A 25206-nucleotide genomic window follows, 5' to 3' on the forward strand; every position below is an offset into this window, starting at 1 on the left:
GAATAGCCGCCTGGCGCGCATGAGCAGCGGCCACTATTGCCTGATCCGGGATCTCGGGCTGGTAAAGGGCGGCAAGGGATTGCGGCACCATGAGGTGATCATCGATTTCTCGTGGCGCGGCCTGCTCAAGCTGGCCCTGAGCGCGGGTGCAGGCGTCCTGCGGCGGCGCGCGTCCGTGCGCATCGAGACAGCCGAATAGCGTGGGCCGCGTCATGACGCGGCTTGGCCTGTGGCCAGGATGCGCGCGATCATCGCGCAAGACTCACGCGCTTCGCGAACGAGCATTCGAATTCGGGCGATGTGATTCCAACATTGCAGAGCTTCGCCGATGACGTCGCACGCTGCGTCACGCCGCGCGCTGCGCTGTGCGCCGATTGCGATCAACGTGGTCCATCTGCGCAGGTGCCGTCGCGCTGCTTCGCTGGTGCTACCTCGGCGGCAGCGGCGGCGGTGGAAATTCCGGCCGCGATCGCCATCAGCGTTGTCGCGACCAATCTGTTCAGGATGTGCACGATCATGGTCTCCGATTGTCGATGTCGGATTGTTCGCAACGCGGAATGATTTCGTTACGCGGCCACCGTCTCAACCTGCTGCAGGCGGCTCACTTGCGCGTGAGAAGGCGCCGTTGCTGGGCGACAATTCGGTGATGTAAGGTGCCGCAGCCAAGCGGTTGGGGCTGCGATCCGCGCTCCGGCCGAAACAAAGAAGAACCAGGGCAAGAAAAATAAGGGAAGGAACGGATCTCACATGAAGGATTTTGCCGGAAAGATTGCCGTCATCACCGGTGGCGGAACGGGCATGGGGCGCGAGCTGGCACGGCAGCTCGTTGCCGAGGGCTGCAACGTCGCGATGTGCGACGTCTCGGCCGAGGCGATGGCCGAGACCAAGCGGCTCTGCGAGGTCGAGAAGCTGCCGCAGGGCCTGCGCATCACGACCCACATTGCCGACGTCTCGATCGAGGATCACTACAAGCGCTTCCGGGATGAGCTGATCGAGCAGCAGGCGACCGACAAGATCCACCTGCTGTTCAATAACGCCGGCATCGGTGGTGGCGGCAGCCTGTTCTCCAACACGCGCGAGCAGTGGGAGCGCACCTTCAACATCTGCTGGGGCGGCGTCTATCTCGGCGTCCGCACCTTCCTGCCGCTGTTGGTGAAGGCCGACGAGGCGCACATCGTCAACACCTCGAGCGTCAATGGCTTCTGGGCCTCGGTCGGCATGGGCGTATCGCACACCGCCTACAGCGCCGCGAAATTTGCCGTGAAGGGATTCACCGAGGCGATGATCAACGATCTCCGCCTCAACGCGCCGCATGTGAAGTGCTCGGTCGTGATGCCCGGCCACATCGGCACCTCGATCGTGTCGAACTCGCGCAAGGTCCAGAACGGCTCCGACCAGCTCAACGCTGACGAGCTCAAGCAGGCCCGCCAGCGCCTGCAAGGGCAGGGCATCGACGTCGCCAAGATGTCGGACGCCGACATCCAGCAGCTCGCGCTCGATCGTGCCCGCATCTTCCACGATGAGGCGCCGACTTCGGCCGCGGCCGCCGCCAGGATCATCCTCGCCGGCGTGAAGGCCGAACGCTGGCGCATCCTGGTCGGCGACGATGCGCATCTGCTCGACGAGCGCGTGCGCAAGACGCCGGAACAGGCCTACTCGCCGGAGTTCTACCAGAACATCGTAGCGGCGACCGGCTGGAAGGTCGGCTGAACGGCCGTCCCGCATCGCGTGCGGGACGGCTTCACTCAAGCGCTATCCGCGCATCGCGCGTTGGCGCGATCCCGCTTGATAGGCGAGGCGGTAATGTCCTGAGCAGTAGGGCATGCCGCCGAGCGGTGTGTTGCCGCAGAAGCAGAAATCATCGGCGCCCGGGGTGCTGATCGGCCAGCGGCAGCGCTGCTCGCTCAGTTCGAACAGCGAGCAGCTGTTGGCGCTGACGATCGGTGCGTCGTCGGCCTCTTGTTGGTAGACCGCCTGGAGCAACCGGAGCTGCTGTTTCGCGGTCGCCCGTTGCGCGGCGTGGGCGGCCGATTTCTTGCGCCGCGCTCGGCGTTCGTCCGGCGTCGTGCGCGTGAGGTTCAGCCGCGACAGCTTGCCGATCACCGCATTGCGGCTGACGCCGATATTGACGGCGATGTCGCGGCAGGAGAGGCCGGCTTCAAAGTAGATCTTGAGTTGGTCGACGCGCTCCGGCGTCCAGGTCTCTTGGATGGCAATCATCTGACGGTTCCACGTTCTGTGTTGAACCGCCGCGCCGGCACACGCGCCCTTAGTTCTTGAGCATGATCTTTTCGGAAAACCGGTTTCCACTTTTCCGGATCATGCTCTCAGGGCGTGCGGCCGTTGTCGCGGATTGCAAGCAACCCGTCCTTGATGGCGAGCCGAATGCCTTCCTCGATCAATGTCCGTGCGACGCCCGGGACGCTCGTGCCGTGGGTGCCCTGTCGCACCAGCTTCTCGAGGTATCCGATGGTCGAGAGCGCCAGCGTGACCGGGACGCGGTCGGTTTCGGCCTTTTCCGTAGCCATGGTGAAACGCTTAACCCCGAACGCCTGTACTGAAAAGTATCTATTTAGAGTCTATTTAGGAATGAGGCAGTTCGTCAAGCCGTGGGCGGCAAGAAGCAGCCAGCCGCCCCAAGCGCGCTGGAAGCGAGTTCCAGCGCGCGCACGCATCGAATTATTAAGATAGATGAACGTGTTAGGGCCGTAACTCGACCTTGACCGGGAACTTCTTGAGAAGCCGCTCAGCCTTCTCGGCCTTGTCCGGAGGCGCGCTCACGCTCAGGTACAGCCCGCGGGACGGATCGGTGATCGCGTCGACACTGACCTCGCCGGACAATCCTTCCAGCGCCAGCAGCTCGCGCGCGGCCTCGCCGGCGGCGATCTCGCGCAGCTTCGGCTTGAAGATCTTGCCGACCGGAGTCACCGGCATCTCCGGAATCACCGACACCACACGCGGGCGCGCCGGCGGCTCCAGGATGTTGTCCTGCACGAAGGCAGCGAGCGCGTTCGGATCGATATGGGTACCGGGCTGCGCCGAGACGAACAGCATCGGCACCTCGCCGGCGTAGGTGTCGGGACGTCCGACGGCCGCGGCAAGCGCCACGCCCGGAAACGCCAGCGCGGCGTCCTCGATCGCGCGCGGATCGATGTTGTGGCCGCCGCGAATGATGACATCCTTGGCGCGGCCCATGATGTAGACGAAGCCGTCAGCATCGATCCGGCAGATGTCGCCGGTGCGCAGCCAGCCGTCGCGGAACGCCTCCTCGGTCTGCTTCTTGTCGACATAGCCGGCGAACACCTGCGGGCCCCTGGTCAGCAGTTCGCCGACCGGCGAAGGCCACGGTCCCGTGTGGAGCTTGCCGCCGTCGAGGATCGCGAGTTCGACCAGCGGATTGCGGGTGCCGACGCTCTCGGCGCGCGGCTTCACACCGTGCACATCGTGAGTGATGGCACCGGCGAGCTCGGTCATGCCGTAGAGCTGCTGGATGCAGGGGCCGCCCCAGGTCGCAAGATAACGCCGCTCGATCTCCGGCGGGCAGATCGAGGCGCCGGTGGCGGTGACGCGCAGGGTCGAGATGTCGCTGTCCGCGACCGGGATATCGGCGAGGGCGCCGAGTATCGTCGGCACGTTGCCGGCGATGTTGATGCGGTACTTCTCGATGATCTGCCAGAAGTGCCGGACCAGCGCCGGATCGCGCGCGCCGGCGGGGCCGGGGATGACCATCGTCGTGCCGGCCGCCAGGGAATTGGCGGTGGTGCAGAACAGGCCGCCGACATGGAACAGCGGCATCGTGATCATCGCGCGCTCGCCGCGATGGAAATCGAGCGCCATCCGCGAGGATACGGTGGAGGCGACCATCGCGCGGTTGGTGAGCCGCGCCACCTTGGGATGGCCGGTAGTGCCGCCGGTCGGGAGCATCACGGCGACGCGGTCGGCCTCGCTCATGTCCTTGGACTTGCCGTAGTCGTCGCGCCAGGCGGGATCAGGCCGCAGCACCTCACCGTCGAAGGCGATGCTGCCGTCGAGCGGCACGATCACAATGTGCTTCAGGGACGGCACCTCGCGCTGCAGGCCCTCGACCCTCTCATAGAGCCCGCCTGGCATGCCCGGCGGCGGCGCCAGCAACAGCTTCGCGTTGATCGCATTGAGCTGGGCGACGATCGCTTCGCGCGTGAACAGCAAATTGAGCGGCTCGGCGACGCCGCAGGCGGCTGCGCCGAAGATCGCGACGACGGTCGCGGGGCACGCCGGGAGCAGGACAGCCACCGCGTCGTCCTTGCCGATGCCGTGCTTACGGAAATAGGTTTCAGCGGCCTTGATGCAGCCCATCAAGTGATCGTTCGAGATCACGACCGGGTTGGGATCGAGCGGCGAGCGCAGATAGATCGCGGCTTCAGCGTCCGGCGCGCCCTGCGGGCCGCGGGCAATGAGGTCGAGGATGCGCGGGCATGCCGCGAGCGTCTCCTGCATCTCCCTGTCGCGCGCAGCCTCGTCGGCCGGCGAAAGCCTGTCCTTCAGCATATCCGTCCCCGTCCATTCTTGTTCGTTGGGACGGGGATTGTATCGAGCCGTGCTCGCGGAACACAAGTGCGGCTTATCGACCGCCTGTCAGCCGTGGACCACGGATTTGGCGATCATGCAGTGGATGCCCTTGGAGCCGTTGACCGTCTGCGTCACGCGCAGGTCGGCGGCCAGGCTGCACAGCGTGTAGGCGTCCTCACGCGACAGGTTGCGCTTCTCGCCGAGCAGCACGATCATGTCGCGCAGCGCCCGCACCACGCACTGGTCGAGATCGGGATCCATCGCCATGGTCATGTAATGGTCCGCAGTCTCTGCGCGCGGATAGGCGAGCTTGATATCCTTGCGCAGTGTGAGGCGGAAGCGGCCCGTCAGCGCGGTCTCGATCGCGGTGACGCAGACCTCGCCGTCGCCCTGCACGCCATGGCCGTCGCCGCAGGAGAACAGCGCGCCCGGAACGAACACCGGCAGATAGAGCTTGGCGCCGGCGCCGAGCTCCTTGTTGTCGAGATTGCCGCCCATCGCGCGCGGGATCAGCGAGGAGATGCGGCCCCAGGCCGGTGGCGGCGACACGCCCATCACGCCGAAGAACGGCTTGAGCGGCAGATCGAGCCCCCAGGGCATGCGGCCGACCATGCGCCCGCGATCGAGCGGGATGTTGAGGACGCGTGTCTCGTGGAAATCGTCGGGCAGGGTGCCGGACAATGGCTTGATCAGATTGTAACCCCAGTCCTGTCGCGGCTGAACGTCGAGAATATCGACCTCGAGCACGTCGCCGGGTTCGGCGCCGGCAACGGCGATCGGGCCGGTCAGAATGTGTCCGGGTACCATCCGCTCGCACTTCGCATGGATGTCGTCGAGCTCCGGCGGAACAAAGAATTTGCCGCGGTCGGGCACCACGTCCGGGCCGCCGCTGACAGTCTCGATCGTGATCTCGTCGCCGCTCGCGACGGCCAGAACCGGTTTCAGCTTGGCTTCAAAGAAGCCCCAATGGCAGGTTTCAGGGCTCGACTTCAGATGATGATGGGTCATGTGGCGGCTTTTGATTGGTTTCCCAGCAGCGTATGACGCTGTAGCAGAACTTCGCAGGGGCTTCTCTTGTTTTTTGTGCTCTCCAAGACGCTCGGCATCATGCTGTTGCCGATCAACTTCCTGATCGGTATCGGCGTGATCGGCACCGTGCTGCTGTTGACGCGGTTTGCGCGCCTGGGCTGCAGGTTGATGGTGGCCGCGCTGCTGCTGCTTGCGATCTGCGGCTTCTCGCCGCTCGGCAATGTCCTGATCTCCACATTGGAGCAGCGCTTCCCGCCATGGGACGCCTCGCGCGGCGTGCCGGACGGCATCATCGTGCTCGGCGGCTCGATCGATGCCGATCTGTCGGTTGCGCATGGCACGCCGGTGGTGCGCAGCGCGGCCGATCGCGTCATCGCGGCGGCGGCGCTCGCGCGCAGATATCCGAACGCGCGCCTCGTGTTCACCGGCGGCAGCGCGAACCTGATCTCGAACGATGCGCGCGAAGCCGACTATGCCGCCGAGATGTTCGACGAGTTCGGCATTGCCAGGTCGCGATTGATCATCGAGCGCCGCTCCCGCAACACGGTGGAGAACGCCGAGTTCTCCAGGGCACTGGTCGATCCCAAGCCGGGCGAGCGCTGGCTGCTCGTCACCTCGGCCTACCACATGCCGCGCTCGGTCGGGCTGTTCCGCAAGGCGGGATTCAATGTCGAGGCCTATCCGGTTGATTGGCGCGTCGGCAATGTCTTCAGCTTCGGGACACTTGCGATCGAGGGCCTGTCACGCACCGATCTCGGCATGCGGGAGTGGATCGGGCTTCTGGCCTATCATCTGGCCGGCAAAACCGATGATTTGCTGCCGGGGCCGGCCGCGCGCTGAGGCGTAGGCACTTGTCGCCTCCAACGGCGAATCCTAACATCGACGCAACAGGCGGCGCCAAGCCGCCGATCACGGGAGTTTTCGCCATGCAACAGCAGACACCGCCGGAACAGTTCGACCTCGGCGCAATCGTCACCGATCTGAACAATCTGCTGCGGCTGAAGACCACGGTGATCGGCATCAAGATGTTCGCGCGCGCCGAGGAGATGGAGGCGATCCCGAAGATTCGCCGTCCGTCGGCGGTCCACACCACGGACCAGATCGTCAGCATGGCCTCGCGGCTCGGCTGGACCGTCGGCATCACCGGCGACGATCTGGTCGGCGCGCAATGCCGCGCCGTGATCGGGCTCGCGCCGCAGGATGAGAAATGGCTTGCCGGCGAGAACTATGTCGGCGTCTGGCACGGCACTGCCGAAGACGCGCGCAAGCGCCAGGAGGCGCTCGACGTGGTGCCGTACGGTCAGTATCAGGCGATGGCGGTCAGCCCGCTGACCAGCGGACGGCTCAACCCGCCCGACATCTGCCTGGTCTATGCGACGCCGGGACAGATGATCATCCTGATCAACGGGCTGCAGTACACCGGCTACAAGAAGTTCGAATGGGGCGTGGTCGGCGAGACCGCCTGCGCGGATTCGTGGGGGCGGGCGCTGAAGACCGGCGAGCCGAGCCTGTCGCTGCCATGCTTCGCCGAGCGCCGCTATGGCGGCGTGCCCGACGAGGAAATGCTGATGGCGCTGCCGCCGGCCTATCTGGTGAAGGCGATCGCCGGGATGAAGCAGCTCGCCAAGAACGGTTTGCGCTACCCGATCGCACCCTACGGCATCCAGGCCGACGTGCGCGCCGGCATGGGCGTCTCGTACAAGAAATAGCCGATTGCGTCGCCGCGCCCGCGATGACAAAAGGGCGCCCAATTCGCTGCGCAGGGAGCCTGATCCATGTCCTCGTCGAAACTCGACATCGTCGTCTACGGTGCGACCGGCTTCACCGGCCAGCTCGTCGCCGAATATCTCGCGGCGCATTATCGTAACGGCAGCCTGACATGGGCGATGGCCGGGCGCAGCAAGGACAAGCTCGCCTCGGTTCGCGACGCGATCGGCGCGCCCGCCGACACGCCGCTGATCGTCGCCGATGCCGGCGATGCCGCCTCGCTGAAGGCGATGCTGGCGCAAACCAAGTCTGTCATCTCGACGGTCGGACCGTATCAGCTCTATGGCAACGAGCTGATCGCGGCCTGCGTGGAAAGCGGCACCGACTATTTCGATCTCTGCGGCGAGCCGATCTGGATGCGGCAGATGATCGACAAATACGAAGCCGCCGCGAAGGCCAGCGGCGCGCGCATCGTGTTCTCCTGCGGTTTCGACTCGGTGCCGTTCGAACTGGGCGCGTTCTTCGTGCAGGAGGAAGCGAGGCGCGTGTTCGGCGCGCCGGCGCCGCGCATCAAGGGCCGCGTGCGCGACATGCGCGGCACGCTGTCCGGCGGCACCGCGGCGAGCGCCAAGGCGACCTTCGATGCGGTCGCCAAGGACCTCAGCCTGGTTGCGATCCTCAACAACCCGTTCGCGCTGACGCCGGGCTTCGAGGGTCCGAAGCAGCCGCGCGGCAGCAAGCCGGGCTACGACGAGGATCTGCACTCCTGGACCGCGCCGTTCATGATGGCGCTGATCAATACACGCAACGTCCACCGCTCCAACATGCTGATGGGCTTTCCCTACGGACGGGACTTCGTCTACGACGAGATGGTCCTGACCGGTCCGGGCGAGAAGGGCGAGGCCAACGCCAAGAAGGTGATGGCGTTGAATTCCGAGAAGACCGGCCCAAGCGCGCCGAAGCCGGGCGAGGGGCCGTCAAAGGAAGAGCGCGAGAACGGCCGCTACGATCTGCTTTATCTCGCGGTCGCGCCCGACGGCCGTATGGTCCGCGCCGGCATCAAGGGCGATCGCGATCCCGGCTACGGCTCGACCTCGAAGATGATCTCGGAATGCGCGATCTGCCTGTTGCGCGATACGCCCGACGTCGCCGCCGGCTTCTGGACGCCGGGAGCGGCGATGCAGCACAAGCTGATCAAGCGCCTGGTCGATCACGCCGGGCTGACGTTCGAGGTCGAGAAGTAACTTCGCTTACCTCGCCCCGCTTGCGGGGAGAGGTCGGATCGCATCGTCAGATGCGATCCGGGTGAGGGGGTACAGGTCCGTCCAATCGCATTGTTCGTGGAGAGAGCCCCGCACCCCAACCCTCTAAGAGCGAGCTTCGCTCGTCTCGACCCCGTGAAGGACGGGGAGAGGGAGAGGTGCTACGCCGCCGCGCGCGGATTATATGCGTACATGAAGTCCATGCCCTTGGACGATACCGGCAGCAGCAGCTTCAGCATGTGATCGCGGAGCCAGGCGCCGGTCGGGCTGAACTCGCGCTTGCTGTTGCCGTTGCGGCGGGCGATCGCCACGATCTTCTCGGCGCGCGGGCGCCGCTCGTGCTCGAAGGCCTGGAACGTCATGCCGAGCTCCTGGCCGTCGCGCATCAGGATGCCGAGCCGCAGCGCGTCTTCCAGCGCCAGCGATGCGCCCTGGCCGGCATGCGGGCTCGTCGCGTGCGCGGCGTCGCCGATCAACAGCGTGCGCTTGCGCGACCAGGTCGGCAGCGTCGCGACGTCGAGCGTGTCGGTGACCACGATATTCTCGGCGGCTTCGATGATCTCGGGGATCGGCGCGTGCCAGCCGGCGTGGAAATCGCGCAGATGCTGCTTGATCGCGTCCTGGCTCTGCAGCCGGTAGGCCGCAGCGGTCATGCTGTGCGACGGCTGCGTGCTCCACCACATCGCGCCCGTGTCCGGATCGGGGCTGCACATCCCATAGCCGAAGAAGCCGCTCTGCCCGAACGTGGTCGCCACCCTCTGGCCGATCGGCAGCTTCTCGATCACCGCGCGGGGCACGAATCCGCCGAAGCCGATCAGCCCGGTGTCGAACGGCGTCGGACCGTCAGGGATCACGTGGCGCCGCACCGCAGAGTGCACGCCGTCGGCACCGATCACGAAATCGCCCTCGGCGGTGGTGCCGTCGTTGAAATAGGCGATCACGGGCTGGTCGCCGCGGTCTTCGATCTTCACCAGTTTCTTCTCGAAGAACACCGAGACGTTGGAGGCCCAGGCCTTGTCGATCAGCGTCTCGTTCAACGTCGCGCGGCACATGTTCACCGCGGGCTGGCCGAAGCGCTGCTGCATGTTCTGGTTGAGCGAGCCGAGCTTCTTGCCGCCCTGCGAATAGAAGTCGAAGGACTCCGCGATCGAGCCGTTGCGGATCAACTCGTCGGCGAGGCCGAGCTCCGCCAGCACGTGCATGCCGTTCGGCGCGATCTGCAGCCCGCCGCCGATCCCGGTGGAGTAGGGCCAGGCTTCATAGAGCTCGGTCTCGATTCCGGCGCGGGTCAGGAACATCGCGGTGACAGGGCCTGCGATGCCGGCGCCGATGATCAGAGCTTTACGGGGACGTGAGGTCATGCCTTGCTCCATGCATCCGTGTGTGATAGGAAAGGTCAGTTGCTAATTATCTTAGTTTATAAGATATTAGGCGAGTAAGATATAGGAGCCGATTTGTCAAGCACGACGTCGCGCGAAGCGCTGATGCAGGAACTCGAGGAGGCGATGCGCCGGTCATCCGCGCAGGGCGTGATGTACGGCCAAGCCGTTGCAAACATGGCCGGAATCTCCAATTCCGACATGGAATGCATGGACATCCTGCATCTGGAGGGGCGGGTGACCGCGGGGCGTCTTGCCGAGGTCACCGGGCTGACCACCGGCGCGATCACCGGCGTGGTCGATCGTCTGGAGAAGGCGGGTTACGTGCGCCGCGAGCGGGACGAGAGCGACCGCCGCAAGGTCTTCATCTCGGTGGTGGAGGAAAAAGCGGCGGAGATCGGCAAGTTCTACGTGCCGATGCAGGAGGCGATGCTCAAGCTGTGGAGCAGCTACACCGACGACGAGCTGCGCTTGCTGCTGCGCTTCGCTAATGACGGCTACAAGGGCGTGCTGGAAGCGACCGGAGCATTGAAGGCGGTGATCGACATGCCGCCGGAGCAGCGCGCCAGTCTCAAGATGCCGCCGAAGACTCGTCGATGATCCGTGCCGACGTCGCGCGGTAGTGCTCGGCTGCCGCATACATGCCCCACACCGTGCCCAGCATCATCCAGAAGTGCCGCCAGTGGTCGGTATCGATGATGAAGCTCTCGCCGACGAAGCCGAGGAACGCCGAGAAGACCGCGAGATAGCCGCGCTGCCACGGCACCCGCATGTAGATGTAGCGGAAGCCGATGATCGCGGTGACGAACACCAGCGCTGGATAGCAGATCCCCGAGATCCAGCCGCCCGACATGAAGGCGTTGAGATAGGAATTGTGGGTGTCCTCGGGGAAGTAAGTGTGGAATTGCAGCGGCCCGATGCCGAACGGCAGCTCCAGCGCCATCTGGGCGCCGAGGATGTGGCGGCCGAACCGGCCGAAGCGGCCTTCGTCATAGCTCTGGTCGAAGCTCGCGCGCTGCTTGAACATGTCGGCGACTGAGCCGATCGAGAGCAGCACCGCGATCAGCGCCACGGCCAGGATCGCGGCGATCAGCGTCATCACGATGATGCGCGAGCGCTGCGCCTGCGAGCGGCTGGTGAACACCATCAGCGCCAGCATGAAGGCCGCGGTGATGACGAGGCCGCCCCAGGCGGCGCGGGAGAACGACAGCAGGATCGCAAGCGAAATGATGCCGAAGGCGATGGCGTTGCGGAACGCCTTGCCGAAGCGGTCGGAGACGACGCTCTGCAGCGTGAACAGCGCCGGCAGGATCAGGAAGGCGCCGAGTACGTTCGGGTCCTTGAAGGTGCCGCGGGCGCGGTCATACAGCGTCAGCAGGTCGTAGCCGCCGGGCACCAGACGGAAGTAGCCGGCAATGCCGGCGAGCGAAGCGATCATCGCGCCGACGATCAGGCCGCGGCGCAGCATGTCGAGGCGGGCTTCGGTGTCCTCCGACATCACCATCGCGAAGAAGATGACGGTGATGGCCATGTACCAGGAGGTCAGGATCCAGTTCACCACCTCCGGCTTGTCGAGGAACGGCACCGCACCGATGCTGTAGCCGACATTGAGCACGATCAATGTGAACAGCAGCGGCATGAACACCAGCTGCATGCGCAGGCCCGTGGCGAAGAACAGCACGCAGGCGGTCAGCGTGACGAGCTCATACGGGCTCGGCTCGATGAACACGATGGCGCCGGACGCGCCGGCCAGCCACACCAGCGCCCGCTGCAGCGCCAGCACGCCCGTTGGTGCTGATGTCAGCGAATGGGACGTCCCGGCTGTCGCCGCATAGGCCATCGGATACTCACGCAACTTGGTACAAGCACTCAACACATTGCTTCGTCATTGCGAGGAGCGAAGCGAGGAAGCAATCCATCTATCCCCGAGCCGCGATATGGATTGCTTCGCTGCGCTCGCAACGACGTCAGTAAGTCTCAACCTTCAGTACGCGTTCTCGCTTTTGGTCAGCAGAGAGAACGGGGTCTTGAGCAGGATGTAGAGGTCGAACAGCACCGACCAGTTCTCGATGTAATAGAGGTCGTATTCGACGCGCTTCTGGATCTTCTCGTCAGTGTCGACCTCGCCGCGCCAGCCGTTGATCTGCGCCCAGCCGGTGATGCCGGGCTTGACGCGGTGGCGGGCGAAGTAGCCGTCGACCGCCTCGTCGAACAGGCGGTTCTCCAGCTTGCTCTGCACGGCGTGCGGCCGCGGGCCGACCAGCGACAGATTGCCCTTCAGCACGACGTTGAACAGTTGCGGCAATTCGTCGAGCGAGGTCTTGCGGATGAAGCGGCCGACGCGGGTGACGCGCGGATCGTTCTTGGTCACCACCTTGGAAGCGGTGGGGTCGGCCTGGTGATGGTAGAGCGAGCGGAATTTGTAGACGTCGATCCGCTCGTTGTTGAAGCCGAAGCGCTTCTGGCGGAACAGCACCGGGCCGGGGCTGTCGAGTTTCACCGCGAGCGCCACCAGTCCCAACACCGGCAGCGCCGCAAGCAAGGCCAGACCGCCGACCACGCGGTCGAACAGCCATTTCAGCACCAGATCCCAGTCGGTGATCGGCGCCTCGAACATATCGAGCGTCGGCACCTTGCCGATATAGGAATAGGAACGGGGGTGGAAGCGCAGCTTGTTGGTATGGGCCGACAGGCGGATGTCGACCGGCAGCACCCAGAGCTTCTTCAGCATTTCCAGGATGCGGGTCTCCGCCGAGATTGGCAGCGCGAACAGCACGAGGTCGACGCGGGTGCGGCGGGCGAATTCGACGATGTCATCGATCTTGCCGAGTTTCGGTGCGCCGGCGCAGGTATTGGTGGCGCGATCGTCATTGCGGTCGTCGAACACGCCGAGCAGATGGATGTCGGAATCATCCTCGGCGTTCAGCGCCTCGATCAGCTGCTCGCCATTGTGGTCGGCTCCGACGATGATGGTGCGGCGGTCGAGCCGGCCGTCATGCGCCCAGGCGCGCACCATCGATCGCAGCAGCAGCCGTTCGGCGATCAGCACCGCAAGGCCGACGCAGAAGAACGACGACAGCCAGACCCGCGAGACCTCGCCGCCGAGCTTGACCAGGAAGGAGATGCCGATGAACAGCAGGAACACGACGGCCCATGACGAGATCATGCGCGTCATCTGGCGAAGCTGGCCGCGGAAGATCTGCACCTGGTAAATGTCGGCGGCCTGGAAGCAGACCACGGCGGCAGCCGACATGCCGAGGATCGATGCGATGTACCCCCAGTGAATGCTGCCGCCGGCGAGCGGCCGGACATAGGCGAGATAGAGCCCGACGCCGACGAGGCTGAGCAGTACGAAGTCGGCGAGGCGAACCACGCCGGCGATCACGACCGGCGAGTAGGCGCCGCGAACCTTCTGGTTGGTAACGGCGAGCGCGGCCGGCGAGAGGCGCCGGCGCCGTTCGATCTGCGGCTGAGCGGCCGTCGCAGACGCAGCGGCATCCAGCATCGAGCGTGCGTTAAACGGTTCCACGAGTCCACGTCCATTCCTGCGCATGCAGATGGGCATCCGCGCGCAGCACGAAAATTCCCCCGGGCGTGACTTAAGGGGACAAATCGGAAGAAACGGTTACGTGTGCAAGAAGTGGTTAACGTTTGGCAAATGCGTCGCGATAGCCGGCCAGTACACCCTCGACCATCGCGCTTTGCGAGAAATGTTCCGAAATCCGCTCGCGCAGTCTCTCGGCGCGCGCCGCGGTCGCGGCGGGATCGTCGAGCGCGGCCTTGATCGCGTCGGCCATCGCTCCGGCATTGCTCGGCGCGAACAGGGCGTCGGTGTGGGTATCGAAGATCTCGGGGATGCCGCCGACATCGGCGGCGATCATCGGAACGCCGGCCGCGCCCGCCTCGATCACTACATAAGGCATCGAATCGCCGCGCGAGGGCACCACGAGCAGGCTGCCCTTCGAGAAGCCGTAGCGCGCCTTGACGTGACCGATGAAGCGGACGGCCTCACCGAGCGACAGCCGCGTCACCTGCTCCTTGAGGCGCTCGAATTCCTCGCCGTCACCGCCGAGCGTCAACGTCACCGGCTTGCCCTCGGCGCGCAGCTTCGCTACCGCGTCGATCAGGAGATCGGCGCCCTTGATGCGCCGGAACTCGCCGACATAGGCCACGTCGGTGGCATCGTCGGCGCCGGGGACCGGTTCGAATTCCTCCGCGGTGACGCCGTTGAACACGCAGCGCACGAGGCCTGCCGGCTTGCCGACGGTGCGCTGATAGGTGTCGCGGGCAAACGCGCTCTCGAACAGGAACAGGTCGGTGCTGTTCATCAGGGTGCGCTCGAGCTGGCTGTAGAAGCGGCCCTTCCAGGTGTCGAGCGGATAGTGCAGCGAGCCGCCATGCGGCGTGTAGACCCGGATCACCTTGCTCGACCGCCGCCGCAGCCGGACATAGGCGCCGGCCTTGGCGCCGTGGCCGTGGACGACATCGGGTTTCAGCTTGCGGATCAGGCCGGCGATGTGGGCCCAGACCATGAAATCGGCGAAGCGCGGCTCGCGGCGTATTGCCACGCGGTGGACGCCGAGCTTGAGCCGCGGCTCGATCTCGGCAAGCGCCGCGTCGGCCCGCGCGCCGCCGGTCAAGCTGTCGGCGACGATGCCGACATGGTGGCCGCGTTCGATCTGGCCGTTGGCGACGTCGAGGATGTGACGAATGATGCCGCCGACCGGGGCGCGCACCACGTGCAGGATGCGGAGGGGCGATTGCTGGGTTTGATCCTGCGCCATCGATCAGAACCAGCGCTCGCCGACGAACACGGTGTCACCCGGGCCGATCGGCGTGCCCAGCGGAGCGACGAAGCGGCCCGCGCCGGATGCATCGGTATGGGTGAGGGTGACCTCGTCGCGCCTGGCGCGCGGCGAGAAACCGCCGGCGATCGCGACCGCGCTTTCGACCGTCATGTTGGGCACATAGGGATATTGGCCGGGGGCCTGGACTTCGCCGAGGATGAAGAAAGGCCGGTAGGCCTCGATCTCGACCGCCACCGACGGCTCGCGGATGAAGCCGTTGCGCAGCCGTGCGGTGATTTCGGCGGCAAGCCGGGCAGGGGTGCGGCCGCGCGCCGGCACCGAGCCGATCAGCGGCATGGTGATCGCGCCCGCGGCGTCGATCGCATAGGCGTTGGTCAGCCCTTCCTGGCCATAGACCACAACGCGGAGCTTGTCGCCGGGGCCGAGATTATAGCCCTCGCGCGTCGGCGCGGGATCGGCATAGGCCACGGGCGCAGCATATGCCATCGAATCGAGGCCGGGGTCACCGGCGACCGGCGACGTCCGGCCCATGCAGCCCGACAGCGCGAGCGCAGCGACCAGACAAATAAGGGGAGCGCGCAGATCGCGCATGCAAGGAATCCCGCGACAATATCGGCTCCGATTAACGGCACCCATGGTTAACAAAGAATGACGGGGCGGGTGGTGGCGGCCATGCCCGTCAACCCCACCGATTAACCCAGCGGCAACCTTAATGGACTGTAATCGCCCCATTGAGATGGAGTCGCGGTGTCCGCGGGGGTTCGTTATGCGTTTTGCATTCTGGCGTAGAGGCAAGGATAAGGCCGTCGTGCAACGGGCGTTGCCGAAGTCTGCGCCCGTCGCCGACGAAGCTGTCGTGAAGCCGGCTGCGCCCAAGCCTGCTCCTGACAAGCCTGCGCCCGACAAGCCGGCGCGTCCGGCGGAGGCGGCCGATCTCGACCTGCACGTGCTCGGCCGCGCGCTGGCGCGCAAGCGCGGCTGGATCATCGTGCCGACGGTGCTGGTGTTCGCGTTGTCGCTTGCCGCGGTCAACGTCGTGACGCCGCGCTACAAGTCGGAAGCGCGAATCCTGATCGACAATCGCGAGAACGCCTTCCTGCGTCCGAACGGCGAGCGCGACCTGGAGCGTACCTCGCTCGACGCCGAAGCGGTGACGAGCCAGGTGCAGCTGTTGCTGTCGCGCGATCTCGCGCGCGACATCATCAAGAAGAACAAGCTGGCCGAACGTCCGGAGTTCGATCCGGTGCTGCGGGGCTTTTCGCCGCTGAAGTCGCTGCTGGCGCTGTTCGGCATCGGCCGTGACCCGTTCAGCCTGACGCCTGAAGAGCGGGTGCTTGATTCCTATTACGAGCGCTTCCAGGCTTTTGCGGTCGACAAGTCGCGCGTCATGGTGATCGAGTTCCAGTCCGAGGATCCCGAGCTTGCGGCGCGCGTCGCCAACTCGATTGCAGACGGCTATCTCGTGCTGCAGCAGGCCGCGCGACAGGACCAGGCCAAATCCGCCAGCGCATGGCTGCTCGGCGAGATCGACAAGCTGCGCACCAAGGTCGCGGACGCGGATTCCCGCGTCGAGGAATTCCGCTCGAAGTCGAGCCTGTTCGTCGGCACCAACAACATCCCGCTGTCGAACCAGCAGATGGGTGAGCTGAACACGCAGCTCAACAATGCCCGCGCGCTGAAGGCGGATGCCGAGACCAAGGCGCGGCTGATCCGGGAGATGCTTCAGGGCGGCAAGCCGATCGAGGCTTCCGAGGTCCTCAATTCCGAGCTGATCCGCCGGCTCGCCGAACAGCGCGGCACGCTGCGCGCACAGCTTGCCGAGCAGTCGTCGACGCTGCTCGACAACCATCCGCGCATCAAGGAACTGAAGGCGCAGATCGCCGATCTCGACCGGCAATTGCGCGAGGAAGCCGGCAAGGTTTCGCGCTCGCTGGACAATGACGCCCGCGTCGCCGATGGCCGAGTCATGGCGTTGCAGGCGAGCCTGGACCAGTCGAAGAGGCAAGCATCGTCTAGCAATAGCCAGGACGTGCAACTGCGCGGGCTGGAGCGTGAAGCCAAGGCGCAGCGCGACCTGCTGGAGGCCTACCTCGCCAAGTATCGCGAGGCGACGGCGCGCGAGAACATCGAGGCCGCGCCGACCGACGGTCGCATCATCTCGCGCGCCTCGGTTTCGAATACGCCGGCCTATCCGAAGAAGCTGCCGATCGTGCTGATCGCGACGCTGGCGACGCTGCTGCTGTCGTCCGGCATCATCATCACCGGCGAGCTGCTGCGCATCTCCGCGCCTGGTGCGGTTGGCCGCGCCTTCGCGCCGGCGGCTGCCGTGATCAGGCGCCGCGAGCCGGTCATGGATGCCGCAACCGTGGACCAGCCCGCGCCGGCGCTGTCGCCCGAACCCGCGCTCGCATCGCCGGTCGCGCGGAAGCCGGCGGTGGAGCCCGAACTGCCGCTGGAGCCTGCGGCTGCCTATGAACCTCCGCCGCAGCCTGAGTCCGCCCAGACCGCCGACGAGATCGATGAGCTCGCCGAGCGCCTCGTCGCCGCCGGTCCCGCCGCCCACAAGGTCACCGTGCTCGGCCCGGCCGCGGCCGATAGCGTTACGCTGACCGCCCTGACGCTGGCGCGTCTGATGGCGCGCCAGGCTAAGGTCGTCGTCGTCGATCTCGTCGCGTCCTCGCCGGTGCTGACGTCGGCGACCGTCGATCCGGCGGCGCCCGGCCTTGCCGAGCTGATGCAGGGCGAGGCGACGTTCGCGCAGATCATCACCAAGGATCGACAGTCGCGTGTTCAGATCGTCAGCGCCGGGCGTCCGGGCTTCGATCGCTCGCATCTGCAATCGCCGCGGCTCGCCCTTGCGATCGATGCGCTGCTCAGGGTCTACGACCACGTGCTGCTCGACGCCGGTTCGGCCGTCGACCTGCCGGCCGAACTGCTGACCGCGAAGGCGCAGGCGGTCGTCGTGCCCGACGCCGCCATGGCGCAGGATACCCGCCACTCGATGGTCGAGCAACTCAGGGCGGTCGGCTTCGCCGAAGTGACGATGCTGAGCAAGCCCTGCGCGGCGTCGGAAGCGGTCGCGAGGGGCCCGCGGGTGGTGGCCGCCTGAGCGCCACCATCAGCCCATCGGGGTAAATCCGGTCGCCCGCACGATCCCTTTCCAGCGATCGGATTCGGTGGCGAGCAGTTGCGCAAAGTCATTCATCGCGATTGCGTCGACGTCGACCGACAGTTTGGCCATGCCGGACTTGACCTCGTCGGTGCGCAATGACGCCTGGATCGCGCCGTTGAGTTGCGCGACGATTGCCGCGGGCGTCTTCGCCGGCAGGAAGATGCCGAACCAGGTCACGTCCTGAAGCCCGGGGTAACCGGCTTCCGCCACCGTCGGCACATCGGGGAGGGATTTGAGACGGCTGGGACCGGTTGTCGCCAGAGCGCGAAGCGGTCCGGACTGGACCTGACCCAGCAGGCTGTCGATCGGCATCACCGCCGACGCGATCTCGCCCTTCAGGAGATCCTGGACCGCCCCTCTGCCTTGATAGGGCACGTGGAGATGGTCGAAGCCCGCGGTTCGGCCGAGCATCGCGCCGATGAAATGCAGCGTGGTGCCGACGCCCGGCGTGCCGTAGGTCGCCTGTGTCGGGTTGGCGCGGCACCAGGCGACGAAGTCGGCGAGGCTCCCGACGTCGTTCGGGACTTTCGGGCCGACCGCCAGCAGCGTCGCGAATGAGCCGACGGTCGATACCGGCGTGGAGTCCTGCGGTGCGTATGTCAGCGACTTGTAGGTGTGCGGAAACAGCGCGATGAACCCAAGCGGCGCGAGCAGCATGACCGATCCATCGGCCTCGGCGTTCTTGACGGCCTCGATCGCAATCCGGCCGCTCGCACCGGGCCGGGTCTCAACGACGATGGAATCGACATAATCCTGCATCCGCCCGGCGATGAGCCTTGCGACGGCGTCCGGCAATCCGGGCGTGTAGCCGGTCAGGATATGGGCGGTCTTCAGGCGGAGCTGCGCGCCGACTGGCCGGACCAGGCCTGCGGCGGCGAGCGCGGCACCGGCCGCTGACGCGGTCAGGACGTCGCGACGGGTCAACATGCATGCCTCCAAGGTCATGGAGTCGCGCCGTCCGGGGCGCGACGATCTGCGTCATCGCACGCGGAGGATGCGTGAGGCGGGGATAAACGTCCAATGCTAGTGTCTGAGGCGTCCATAACCGTTTTGGTAAGGATCGCTGATGCAGGACATCGAGCGTGCCCGACGCCGGATCAAGCTGCGCGACCTGCACATCCTGCTCGTCATCGCGCAGCGCGGCACCATGGCGAAAGCTGCCGCAGAGCTCGCGGTGTCGCAACCGGCGATTTCGCGGGCGGTCAGCGACATGGAGCACGCGCTCGGCCTTCGGCTGTTCGATCGTTGCCGTAACGGCATCGAACTGACGGCCTATGGCCATGCTCTGGTGCGACGCGGGGTCTCGATCTTCGACGAGCTTACCCAGGGCTTGCAGGAGCTCGAGTTTCTGGCCGATCCGAGCCTTGGAGAGTTGCGCATCGGCAGCACGGAGAGCATCGCAGCGGGCTTGCTTCCGGTGGCGATCGACCGCTTCACGCGGCAGCATCCCGGCATCCGCATCAATGTCGCGCAGACCGTTCTCAGCGATCTGCGCTACCGCGAACTGCGCGAGCGCAACATCGATCTGTTGCTCGGATGGACGCCGACACCGTTTGACGAGACGGACCTGGCGGTCGAGCCCTTGCTCGATGATCGGCGCGTCGTGGTCGCGGGAAGGCGAAGCAAATGGGCGCGCGCATCCAGGCTCGAATTGGCCGACCTCGCACACGAGCGCTGGGTGTTGCCTCCGCCGGACACCTTTCCGGGTTCCGCGGTGGCGGAGACGTTTCGCGAATTCGGAATGCAGATGCCAAGCGCGCCGATCACGACGCTGTCGCTTCATTTGTGCTGCCGGCTCGCCGCAACCGGCCGCTTCATCACCGTGCTGCCGGGCTCGGTCGCGCGGTTTGCCGGCGGCCTGAAGGTGCTTCCGGTTCAGCTTCCGCGCGCGGCCGCCGTCTCGGCCGCGATCGTCACGTTGAAAGGCCGCACCTTAGGTCCGACCGCCGAGATCTTCATCGCCTGCATCCGCGAGGTTGCCAAGGCGGCCGCAAGCAAGGCGGCCGCCGGCAAATGACGAACATTGCAGGCGCGATTCCCTTCTGGTGCAGGCGCCCGATGCCTAGTGCGCCATCATCGGCTCGCGCGCGGTTCGCTCGAGCACCGGATCGATCCGCAGCCTGATCGTGACCAGCGCGCCGATCAGTCCCATCACGGCGAGCAGCAGTAGCCCTGCGGTAAAGCTGCCGGTCAGGTCCTTCAGATAGCCGACGGCGAATGGGCCGGCAAAGCCTGACAGGTTGCCGAGCGAGTTGATCGCGGCAATGCCTGCCGCCGCCGAGGCGCCGGTCAGGATGCCGGCCGGCATCGGCCAGAACATCGGCGGCACCGCCGACACGCCGATCTGCGCAAGGCAGAGCAGGGCGACGATCAGCACCGGATTCGACATCAGCCCGGCAAGGCCGATGCCGACGGCGGCGAGCGTCAGCGCGCCGGCGACATGGTATCGCCGCTCGCCGGTCTTGTCGGAATGGCGGCCGAGCAGCACCATGCCGACCGCGCCGAACACGAAGGGCAGGGCCGCGATCAAGCCGGTCTGGGTGTCGGTGACGCCAAACGCCTTGATGATGGTGGGCAGGAAGAATGCGACGCCGTAGCTTGCCGCGTTGAGGCAGAAATACACGAAGGCGCAGGCAAGGACCCGCGAGTCGGTGAGCGACTGCAGAACGGAAATATGCTCCACGGCCTCGGTTTGCTGTCGCTCGCGCTCAAGCGTGGTCTGGATCCACTTGACCTCGTCCGGCTGCAGCCAGCTTGCCTGGCGCGGAAAATCCGGCAGGAAGGTCAGGACAGCGAAGCCGACCAGGACCGACGGCAATGCCTCGCAGACGAACAGCCACTGCCATCCGGTCAGGCCGGCGCCCGACAGGTTGAGCAGCAATCCCGAGATCGGCGCCCCGATGATGCTCGAGATCGGGATCGCCAGCATGAACAGGCTGATGACGCGCGCGCGGTACACCGACGGGAACCAGAGCGTCAGATAGAAGATGATGCCCGGGAAGAAGCCGGCTTCGCAGGCGCCGAGCAGGAGGCGCAGGAAGTAGAAGATCCATTCGCTCGACAGGCCGCTCGCCGCGGACATCTGCGGGATGAAGGCAAATGCGGCCGAGACGATGCCCCAGCTGATCATGATGCGGGCAATCCAGCGCCGCGCACCGAACCGCTCCAGCAGGATGTTGGAGGGCACCTCGAAGAAGAAGTAGCCGATGAAGAACAGGCCGGCGCCAAGCCCGTAGGCGGCCTCGCTGAGGCCGAGCGCCGCGTTCATGTGCAGCTTGGCGAAGCCGACATTGACGCGATCGAGATAGGCCACGAAGTAACACAGGATGAGGAACGGAATCAGCCGCCGCATCATCTTTCCGATCGCGCGCTTCTCGACATCGTCGCTCATCGTTCCCATCCCTTCCTGTTTTTCGATTCGGGCAGACGATCACTGCGCTGTTCGGGGCGGCACCCTGGCGCACCCGCAGCGGTTCGTCGCGTTGCTCTTGCAAGTCTTCTTCATTGTTGTGTAATCGACTGCCGCGTGACTAATGGCATTTGGGAATGGAGCCACGGCGAAACTGTCATGATGCACCGCGGTATAAGCGCGGGAACCCTGGAGCGTTTTCCAGCGAAGTGGCTGCTCGTTCGCGCCAAGAAAACGCCTCAAAGCAGAATCTGGAGCCCCGTTCCGGCTTGATCGGAACGGAAAAGGCTCTTGCCGGGCAGGATGGTGGCGGGCCGTGATCAATAATCTGAAACTGCGCCAGCTGCGCCTGCTGGTCGCTCTCGACAATGAGCGCAAGTTGCAGCTCGCCGCCGAGCGGTTGAACATCACCCAATCCGCGGCATCGAAGATGCTCGCCGAAATCGAGGCGCTGGCGCGGGTTCCCTTGTTCGAGCGCACGGCGCGCGGCGTCGAACCGACGGCATATGGGTCGATCCTGATCCGTGGCGGCAAGAGCGTGCTGGCCGATCTCGACCAGGTCACCGACGAGTTCGCGGGCTACAAATCCGGTGAGCTCGGCACCGTCTCCGTGGGAACAGTCGCCAAGCCCAGCATCGATCTCGTCGTCGACGTGATCCAGTATCTCGGCGAGAAGCTGCATCGGGTGAACATCTCGCTCGATGTCAGCACCAGCCCGCCATTGATCACGCGACTGCTGGCGCTCGAGTTCGATTTCGTCGTCGCCAGGATTCCCGCCGGCATCGACCCCCGGCAATTCGACTATTACGAGATCGGCGCGGAGGAGGCGGTGCTGCTCGTTCGCGCGGAGCATCCGTTGGCCGGCCGCGAGACGGTCGAGCTGGAGGACATGGTCGACCAGCAATGGATCTGCCAGCCGCGCGAATCCTTCATGCGCCAGGCGCTTGAGAGGCTGTTCATGAGCCGCGGCGTGACGCCGCCGCGTCGGGTCATCAACACCGAGTCGTTTTTCGCCTCGGTCGGGATTGCCGCGGGCATCGACGCGATCGTGCCGGTCCCCATGCTGGTGTTCGATCTGGTCGATCCGCAGCGGTTCAAGGTGCTGCGCCTGCGCGACAGGCTGTTGTTGGAGAATTACGGCCTGATCAAGTTGCGCAAGCGTGCGCTGTCACCCGCTGCGGCACTCTTGTTCGACGCGATGAAACGGCTCGGGGTACCGAATGGCGGCGCAGAGCAGGGCGAAGCGGCGAGCTGAACACTCAGCGGAACATGCTGCGCAGGTTCTGCGCAATCTCGAACAGCGCCGGATTTTGCTTCACGGCGCGCTTAGCGCGATTGATGGCCGACAGCGCGCTGGCCGCCGGCTTGCCGCGCAGGCTGAGCGGAACGAAGCTGTCGACGACGGCTTCATCATCCTTGCAGAACAGCCGCTTGTACTCGTCCGAGCCGATGCCGAGATCGAGAGCGCGGTAGTTCAGGCCGGCATGGCGATCGATGATATCGCGCATCAGGATCAGGCCGGGGCTGAACTTGGAATTGGCCGACATCGTGTAGGTGTTGAACATCATCGAGAAGCGATGACCGTCGGACACGCCGGCGAAGATCGCGATCACTTCCTCGTCGCACTCCAGCGCGTGGATGTCGATCGCATAGCCGTTGCCGTCGGCGCGCGGAGCGAGGCAGGTGGCACGAATGAACTGCTCGATGCCCGGCTCGGCGAACACGTTCGGCAGCTTCTGCTCGGCCATGCGCTGCGGCTTGACGCGGAAGAACCAGTCGAGCAGGCGGCAGACATCGGCGCTCTCGCTCGCGACATAATAGCGGTAGCCGGGCAGCGCCTGCAGCTTGCGCTCCTTGCCCTTGAGGCGGCGGCGGAACGAGTTGCTGACCAGCGCCGCCGGTGCCGCGCCGGGCTCGATCGCCAGCACCGGGCAGTCGTTGACCGAAGCCTGATGCGGCAGCAGCGCCAGCGGATTCGGCAGATCCCGCCAGCGCAGCGGCTGCTGGCAGAGCGCGAGCGCATCGGCGCGGGAGCGTTCGGCGATCGATCCGATCAGGGCCGCGATGTCGGCTTCCGTCGCATTGGCGGCGAAATCCTTCTCGCACAGCGCCATGTTGAAGGTCGTATGCTTGCCGCCCATGAAGCTCGCGCAGTTCGCCCCGAGGCGGGACTCGATTGCGAGCGGCAGCAGCAGCAGCGGCCGGCGTTCGCTGTCATGAGCGACGACGATGAAGGGCCGTAGGCCCTCGCGCTCGCCGACCTGGCGCTGCCAGCTGGCGAGGAAATCGAACCGCTGATAGGGCGTGTAGCTGTGCTGCGATGTCTCGAAGCCGCGCCAGGTCGCTTCGGCCGCGGTGAGATCATGAAAGATGTCGACGCCGGCAACGCGGATTGCGTTCGGCCACGCCTGCGTCTCAGCCGTCTGGCCTTCGATTGCCGCCGCCATGGTCATCTCGGAACCCAAATTTTTTTTAGGTATTAATTTACAGTTCTCGGCTAGGGCCGACCTTCGCAGGGAAATGTCAACAAAGAGTAATGACAATGCCGCGGCGGTGTGCGGGAACCGCCTGACAAGGACGGGGATCTTGGCGCCGGACAGCGGGATTTTACGACGGGCCCGAATGGAGCTCGCGTATTTCAGTGGCGCCTTCAAGCTGCGGGAACGCGAGAGCGGCGGCGCCGGGGTGATCCTGCGCTTCGCCCGCGTTCGTCCCGCGCGACGCGGCCGGTTTCAGCCGCTGAAGTCCCAGGAGATCACGCCGGCTTTCCTCGATCGCACGATCCGTGCGTTGAGGCGCTGGCGGTATGACATCGTCGGGATCGACGAGGCTTGCCGCCGCGCGGTGACCTTGCCGGAGCGCCGGCGCTTTGTCTGCCTGACCTTTGACGGCGCCAGCAAGGACATCGTCACCCATGCCTGGCCGGTGCTTGCCAGGCACGGCGTTTCCTTCGCGCTCTATCTCCCGACGGCCTTTCCCGATGGCGTCGGCGTGGTGTGGTGGTTGGTGCTGGAGGACATCATCGCGCGCGAAAACCGCATCAGCATGATGATCGACGGCCGGGAGCGGCACTTCGCGATTTCAAATCTCTCGGACAAATACGAGCTGTTCGATTTCCTCTCCGGCTGGCTGCGCAAGCTGCCGCCGTCGGACCTGTCCTACGCGCTGAATGATCTCGCCACGCGCTATTCGGTCGATGCGGCCCAATTGTCACGCAATGCGTCACTCGACTGGCAGGATCTGGCGAAGCTTGCCGCCGATCCGAACGTGACGCTCGGCAGCGCCACGGTGAACTATCCGGCGCTGTCGAGCCTCAGGGATGCCGACGCGCAGCGCGAGATGGCGATGGGCAAGGCGGTGGCCGAGAGCGCGCTTGGGCGGCAGGTCAGGCATTTCGCATTCCCGTTCGGGGACCGCGATGCGTTCGGCCGTCCGCATGTCGTGATGGCGGAGGAGGCCGACTTTGCCAGCGCGGTGTCGACCATACCAGGGGTCGTCGAGGCGCAGGGGCGCACCAATCTCCACGCGCTGCCGCGCATCGGATGGGACGGCCGCGTGCGCTCATTGCGGATGATGCGGGTGCTGCTGTCGGGCGTGATGTTCGCGCCGGTGCGGCCGACGCGCAGCGCGCGCGACCAGAACGTGACTTAGGCTCGATCGGGCCGCGACATCCAGGCGACGATCGGCATCGCCGGCAGCACCCAGCCGAGGCCGGCGACGACGTAGAAGATCGCCTGCAGCAGCCCCGAATTGGCAAGCCACGGCGTCTGGGCGACCGTCATGCCAAGCAGCGACCACACCACCACCAGGATGAGCAGGAAGATGGTTCCGAGCAATTTGCGGGTGCGTATGGCCATGGCGGATATGTACGACTCGTGATCCAGGGCGTTTT

The 25206-nt window shown here is 65.4% G+C and carries 24 protein-coding genes; 10 read left to right on the forward strand and 14 right to left on the reverse strand.

The window, feature by feature from the left end; all coding sequences use genetic code 11:
• Positions 1-19 precede the first annotated feature (19 nt).
• Positions 20-199 carry a hypothetical protein gene (locus tag I6F38_RS02470; RefSeq protein WP_050999539.1) on the forward strand — a complete coding sequence of 60 codons (180 nt, stop codon included), beginning with the start codon at positions 20-22 and terminating at the stop codon, positions 197-199.
• 181 nt (positions 200-380) lie between these two features.
• Here the strand turns inward: I6F38_RS02470 and I6F38_RS02475 are convergent, their stop codons facing one another.
• Positions 381-518, reverse strand: coding sequence for a hypothetical protein (locus I6F38_RS02475; RefSeq protein WP_225158934.1), 138 nt, complete (start codon positions 516-518; stop codon positions 381-383).
• 229 nt (positions 519-747) lie between these two features.
• Between I6F38_RS02475 and I6F38_RS02480 the strand changes: the two genes are divergently transcribed.
• On the forward strand, positions 748-1710 hold the full coding sequence (locus I6F38_RS02480) for an SDR family NAD(P)-dependent oxidoreductase (protein ID WP_225158935.1): 963 nt from the start codon (positions 748-750) through the stop codon (positions 1708-1710).
• A 42-nt stretch (positions 1711-1752) separates the two neighbouring features.
• Here the strand turns inward: I6F38_RS02480 and I6F38_RS02485 are convergent, their stop codons facing one another.
• The 4 genes from I6F38_RS02485 to I6F38_RS02500 all read right to left on the reverse strand — a co-directional run bounded on the left by I6F38_RS02485 (position 1753) and on the right by I6F38_RS02500 (position 5556).
• Positions 1753-2220 (reverse strand): GcrA family cell cycle regulator, encoded by a 468-nt coding sequence (locus I6F38_RS02485; RefSeq protein WP_225159050.1) that lies wholly within the window; start codon positions 2218-2220, stop codon positions 1753-1755.
• A 107-nt stretch (positions 2221-2327) separates the two neighbouring features.
• Complete coding sequence (locus I6F38_RS02490) at positions 2328-2528, reverse strand: hypothetical protein (protein WP_016844973.1); 201 nt, start codon at positions 2526-2528, stop codon at positions 2328-2330.
• Positions 2529-2700: 172 nt separating this feature from the next.
• Positions 2701-4527: an AMP-binding protein gene (locus I6F38_RS02495; RefSeq protein WP_225158936.1), complete on the reverse strand. Its 1827-nt coding sequence runs from the start codon at positions 4525-4527 to the stop codon at positions 2701-2703.
• A gap of 87 nt (positions 4528-4614) precedes the next feature.
• Positions 4615-5556, reverse strand: a complete 942-nt coding sequence (locus tag I6F38_RS02500; protein WP_225158937.1) for an acetamidase/formamidase family protein — start codon at positions 5554-5556, stop codon at positions 4615-4617.
• Between the two features lie 66 nt (positions 5557-5622).
• Here I6F38_RS02500 and I6F38_RS02505 point away from each other — a divergent pair, with 66 nt between their 5' ends.
• The 3 genes from I6F38_RS02505 (at position 5623) to I6F38_RS02515 (ending at position 8528) form a co-directional block, all read left to right on the forward strand.
• Positions 5623-6417, forward strand: coding sequence for a YdcF family protein (locus I6F38_RS02505; protein WP_225158938.1), 795 nt, complete (start codon positions 5623-5625; stop codon positions 6415-6417).
• 86 nt (positions 6418-6503) lie between these two features.
• Positions 6504-7286, forward strand: a complete 783-nt coding sequence (locus tag I6F38_RS02510; protein WP_092077950.1) for a DUF169 domain-containing protein — start codon at positions 6504-6506, stop codon at positions 7284-7286.
• Between the two features lie 66 nt (positions 7287-7352).
• On the forward strand, positions 7353-8528 hold the full coding sequence (locus tag I6F38_RS02515) for a saccharopine dehydrogenase NADP-binding domain-containing protein (RefSeq protein WP_225158939.1): 1176 nt from the start codon (positions 7353-7355) through the stop codon (positions 8526-8528).
• Between the two features lie 179 nt (positions 8529-8707).
• Here I6F38_RS02515 and I6F38_RS02520 read toward each other — a convergent pair whose 3' ends face one another.
• Positions 8708-9907 carry an FAD-dependent monooxygenase gene (locus tag I6F38_RS02520; protein ID WP_225158940.1) on the reverse strand — a complete coding sequence of 400 codons (1200 nt, stop codon included), beginning with the start codon at positions 9905-9907 and terminating at the stop codon, positions 8708-8710.
• Positions 9908-10030: 123 nt separating this feature from the next.
• Here I6F38_RS02520 and I6F38_RS02525 point away from each other — a divergent pair, with 123 nt between their 5' ends.
• Positions 10031-10525, forward strand: coding sequence for a MarR family transcriptional regulator (locus I6F38_RS02525; RefSeq protein ID WP_141341084.1), 495 nt, complete (start codon positions 10031-10033; stop codon positions 10523-10525).
• On the opposite strand, the gene I6F38_RS02530 is transcribed toward I6F38_RS02525, so the two are convergent.
• From I6F38_RS02530 to I6F38_RS02545, 4 genes are all read right to left on the reverse strand, one after another.
• The gene (locus tag I6F38_RS02530; RefSeq protein WP_225159051.1) at positions 10497-11765 is read right to left on the reverse strand and encodes an O-antigen ligase family protein; all 1269 of its coding nucleotides are present in this window, start codon (positions 11763-11765) and stop codon (positions 10497-10499) included. The two genes, I6F38_RS02525 and I6F38_RS02530, sit on opposite strands and share 29 nt — an antisense overlap.
• Positions 11766-11909: 144 nt before the next feature.
• On the reverse strand, positions 11910-13454 hold the full coding sequence (locus I6F38_RS02535; protein WP_225158941.1) for an undecaprenyl-phosphate glucose phosphotransferase: 1545 nt from the start codon (positions 13452-13454) through the stop codon (positions 11910-11912).
• A 115-nt stretch (positions 13455-13569) separates the two neighbouring features.
• Complete coding sequence (locus tag I6F38_RS02540) at positions 13570-14709, reverse strand: glycosyltransferase family 4 protein (protein WP_225158942.1); 1140 nt, start codon at positions 14707-14709, stop codon at positions 13570-13572.
• A 3-nt stretch (positions 14710-14712) separates the two neighbouring features.
• Positions 14713-15315 carry a polysaccharide biosynthesis/export family protein gene (locus I6F38_RS02545; protein WP_225159052.1) on the reverse strand — a complete coding sequence of 201 codons (603 nt, stop codon included), beginning with the start codon at positions 15313-15315 and terminating at the stop codon, positions 14713-14715.
• 184 nt (positions 15316-15499) lie between these two features.
• Between I6F38_RS02545 and I6F38_RS02550 the strand changes: the two genes are divergently transcribed.
• On the forward strand, positions 15500-17842 hold the full coding sequence (locus I6F38_RS02550) for an exopolysaccharide transport family protein (protein WP_225158943.1): 2343 nt from the start codon (positions 15500-15502) through the stop codon (positions 17840-17842).
• Between the two features lie 9 nt (positions 17843-17851).
• Here the strand turns inward: I6F38_RS02550 and I6F38_RS02555 are convergent, their stop codons facing one another.
• Positions 17852-18832 carry a tripartite tricarboxylate transporter substrate-binding protein gene (locus I6F38_RS02555; RefSeq protein WP_225158944.1) on the reverse strand — a complete coding sequence of 327 codons (981 nt, stop codon included), beginning with the start codon at positions 18830-18832 and terminating at the stop codon, positions 17852-17854.
• Positions 18833-18971: 139 nt separating this feature from the next.
• On the opposite strand from I6F38_RS02555, the gene I6F38_RS02560 reads away from it, so the two are divergent.
• Positions 18972-19922, forward strand: a complete 951-nt coding sequence (locus I6F38_RS02560; protein ID WP_225158945.1) for a LysR family transcriptional regulator — start codon at positions 18972-18974, stop codon at positions 19920-19922.
• 45 nt (positions 19923-19967) lie between these two features.
• Here the strand turns inward: I6F38_RS02560 and I6F38_RS02565 are convergent, their stop codons facing one another.
• Positions 19968-21296, reverse strand: coding sequence for an MFS transporter (locus tag I6F38_RS02565; RefSeq protein ID WP_225158946.1), 1329 nt, complete (start codon positions 21294-21296; stop codon positions 19968-19970).
• Positions 21297-21630: 334 nt separating this feature from the next.
• On the opposite strand from I6F38_RS02565, the gene I6F38_RS02570 reads away from it, so the two are divergent.
• Positions 21631-22569 (forward strand): LysR family transcriptional regulator, encoded by a 939-nt coding sequence (locus I6F38_RS02570; RefSeq protein WP_225158947.1) that lies wholly within the window; start codon positions 21631-21633, stop codon positions 22567-22569.
• 4 nt (positions 22570-22573) lie between these two features.
• On the opposite strand, the gene I6F38_RS02575 is transcribed toward I6F38_RS02570, so the two are convergent.
• Positions 22574-23767, reverse strand: coding sequence for a GNAT family N-acetyltransferase (locus I6F38_RS02575; RefSeq protein WP_225158948.1), 1194 nt, complete (start codon positions 23765-23767; stop codon positions 22574-22576).
• 169 nt (positions 23768-23936) lie between these two features.
• Between I6F38_RS02575 and I6F38_RS02580 the strand changes: the two genes are divergently transcribed.
• Entirely contained in the window at positions 23937-24965 is a 1029-nt protein-coding gene (locus I6F38_RS02580; protein WP_225158949.1) for a polysaccharide deacetylase family protein, read from the forward strand.
• Here I6F38_RS02580 and I6F38_RS02585 read toward each other — a convergent pair.
• Positions 24962-25171, reverse strand: a complete 210-nt coding sequence (locus I6F38_RS02585; protein WP_016844954.1) for a DUF2842 domain-containing protein — start codon at positions 25169-25171, stop codon at positions 24962-24964. The two genes, I6F38_RS02580 and I6F38_RS02585, sit on opposite strands and share 4 nt — an antisense overlap.
• Positions 25172-25206 lie beyond the last annotated feature (35 nt).

Source organism: Bradyrhizobium sp. BRP56 (genome assembly GCF_020194035.1).
GTDB classification, from domain to species: domain Bacteria; phylum Pseudomonadota; class Alphaproteobacteria; order Rhizobiales; family Xanthobacteraceae; genus Bradyrhizobium; species Bradyrhizobium australafricanum.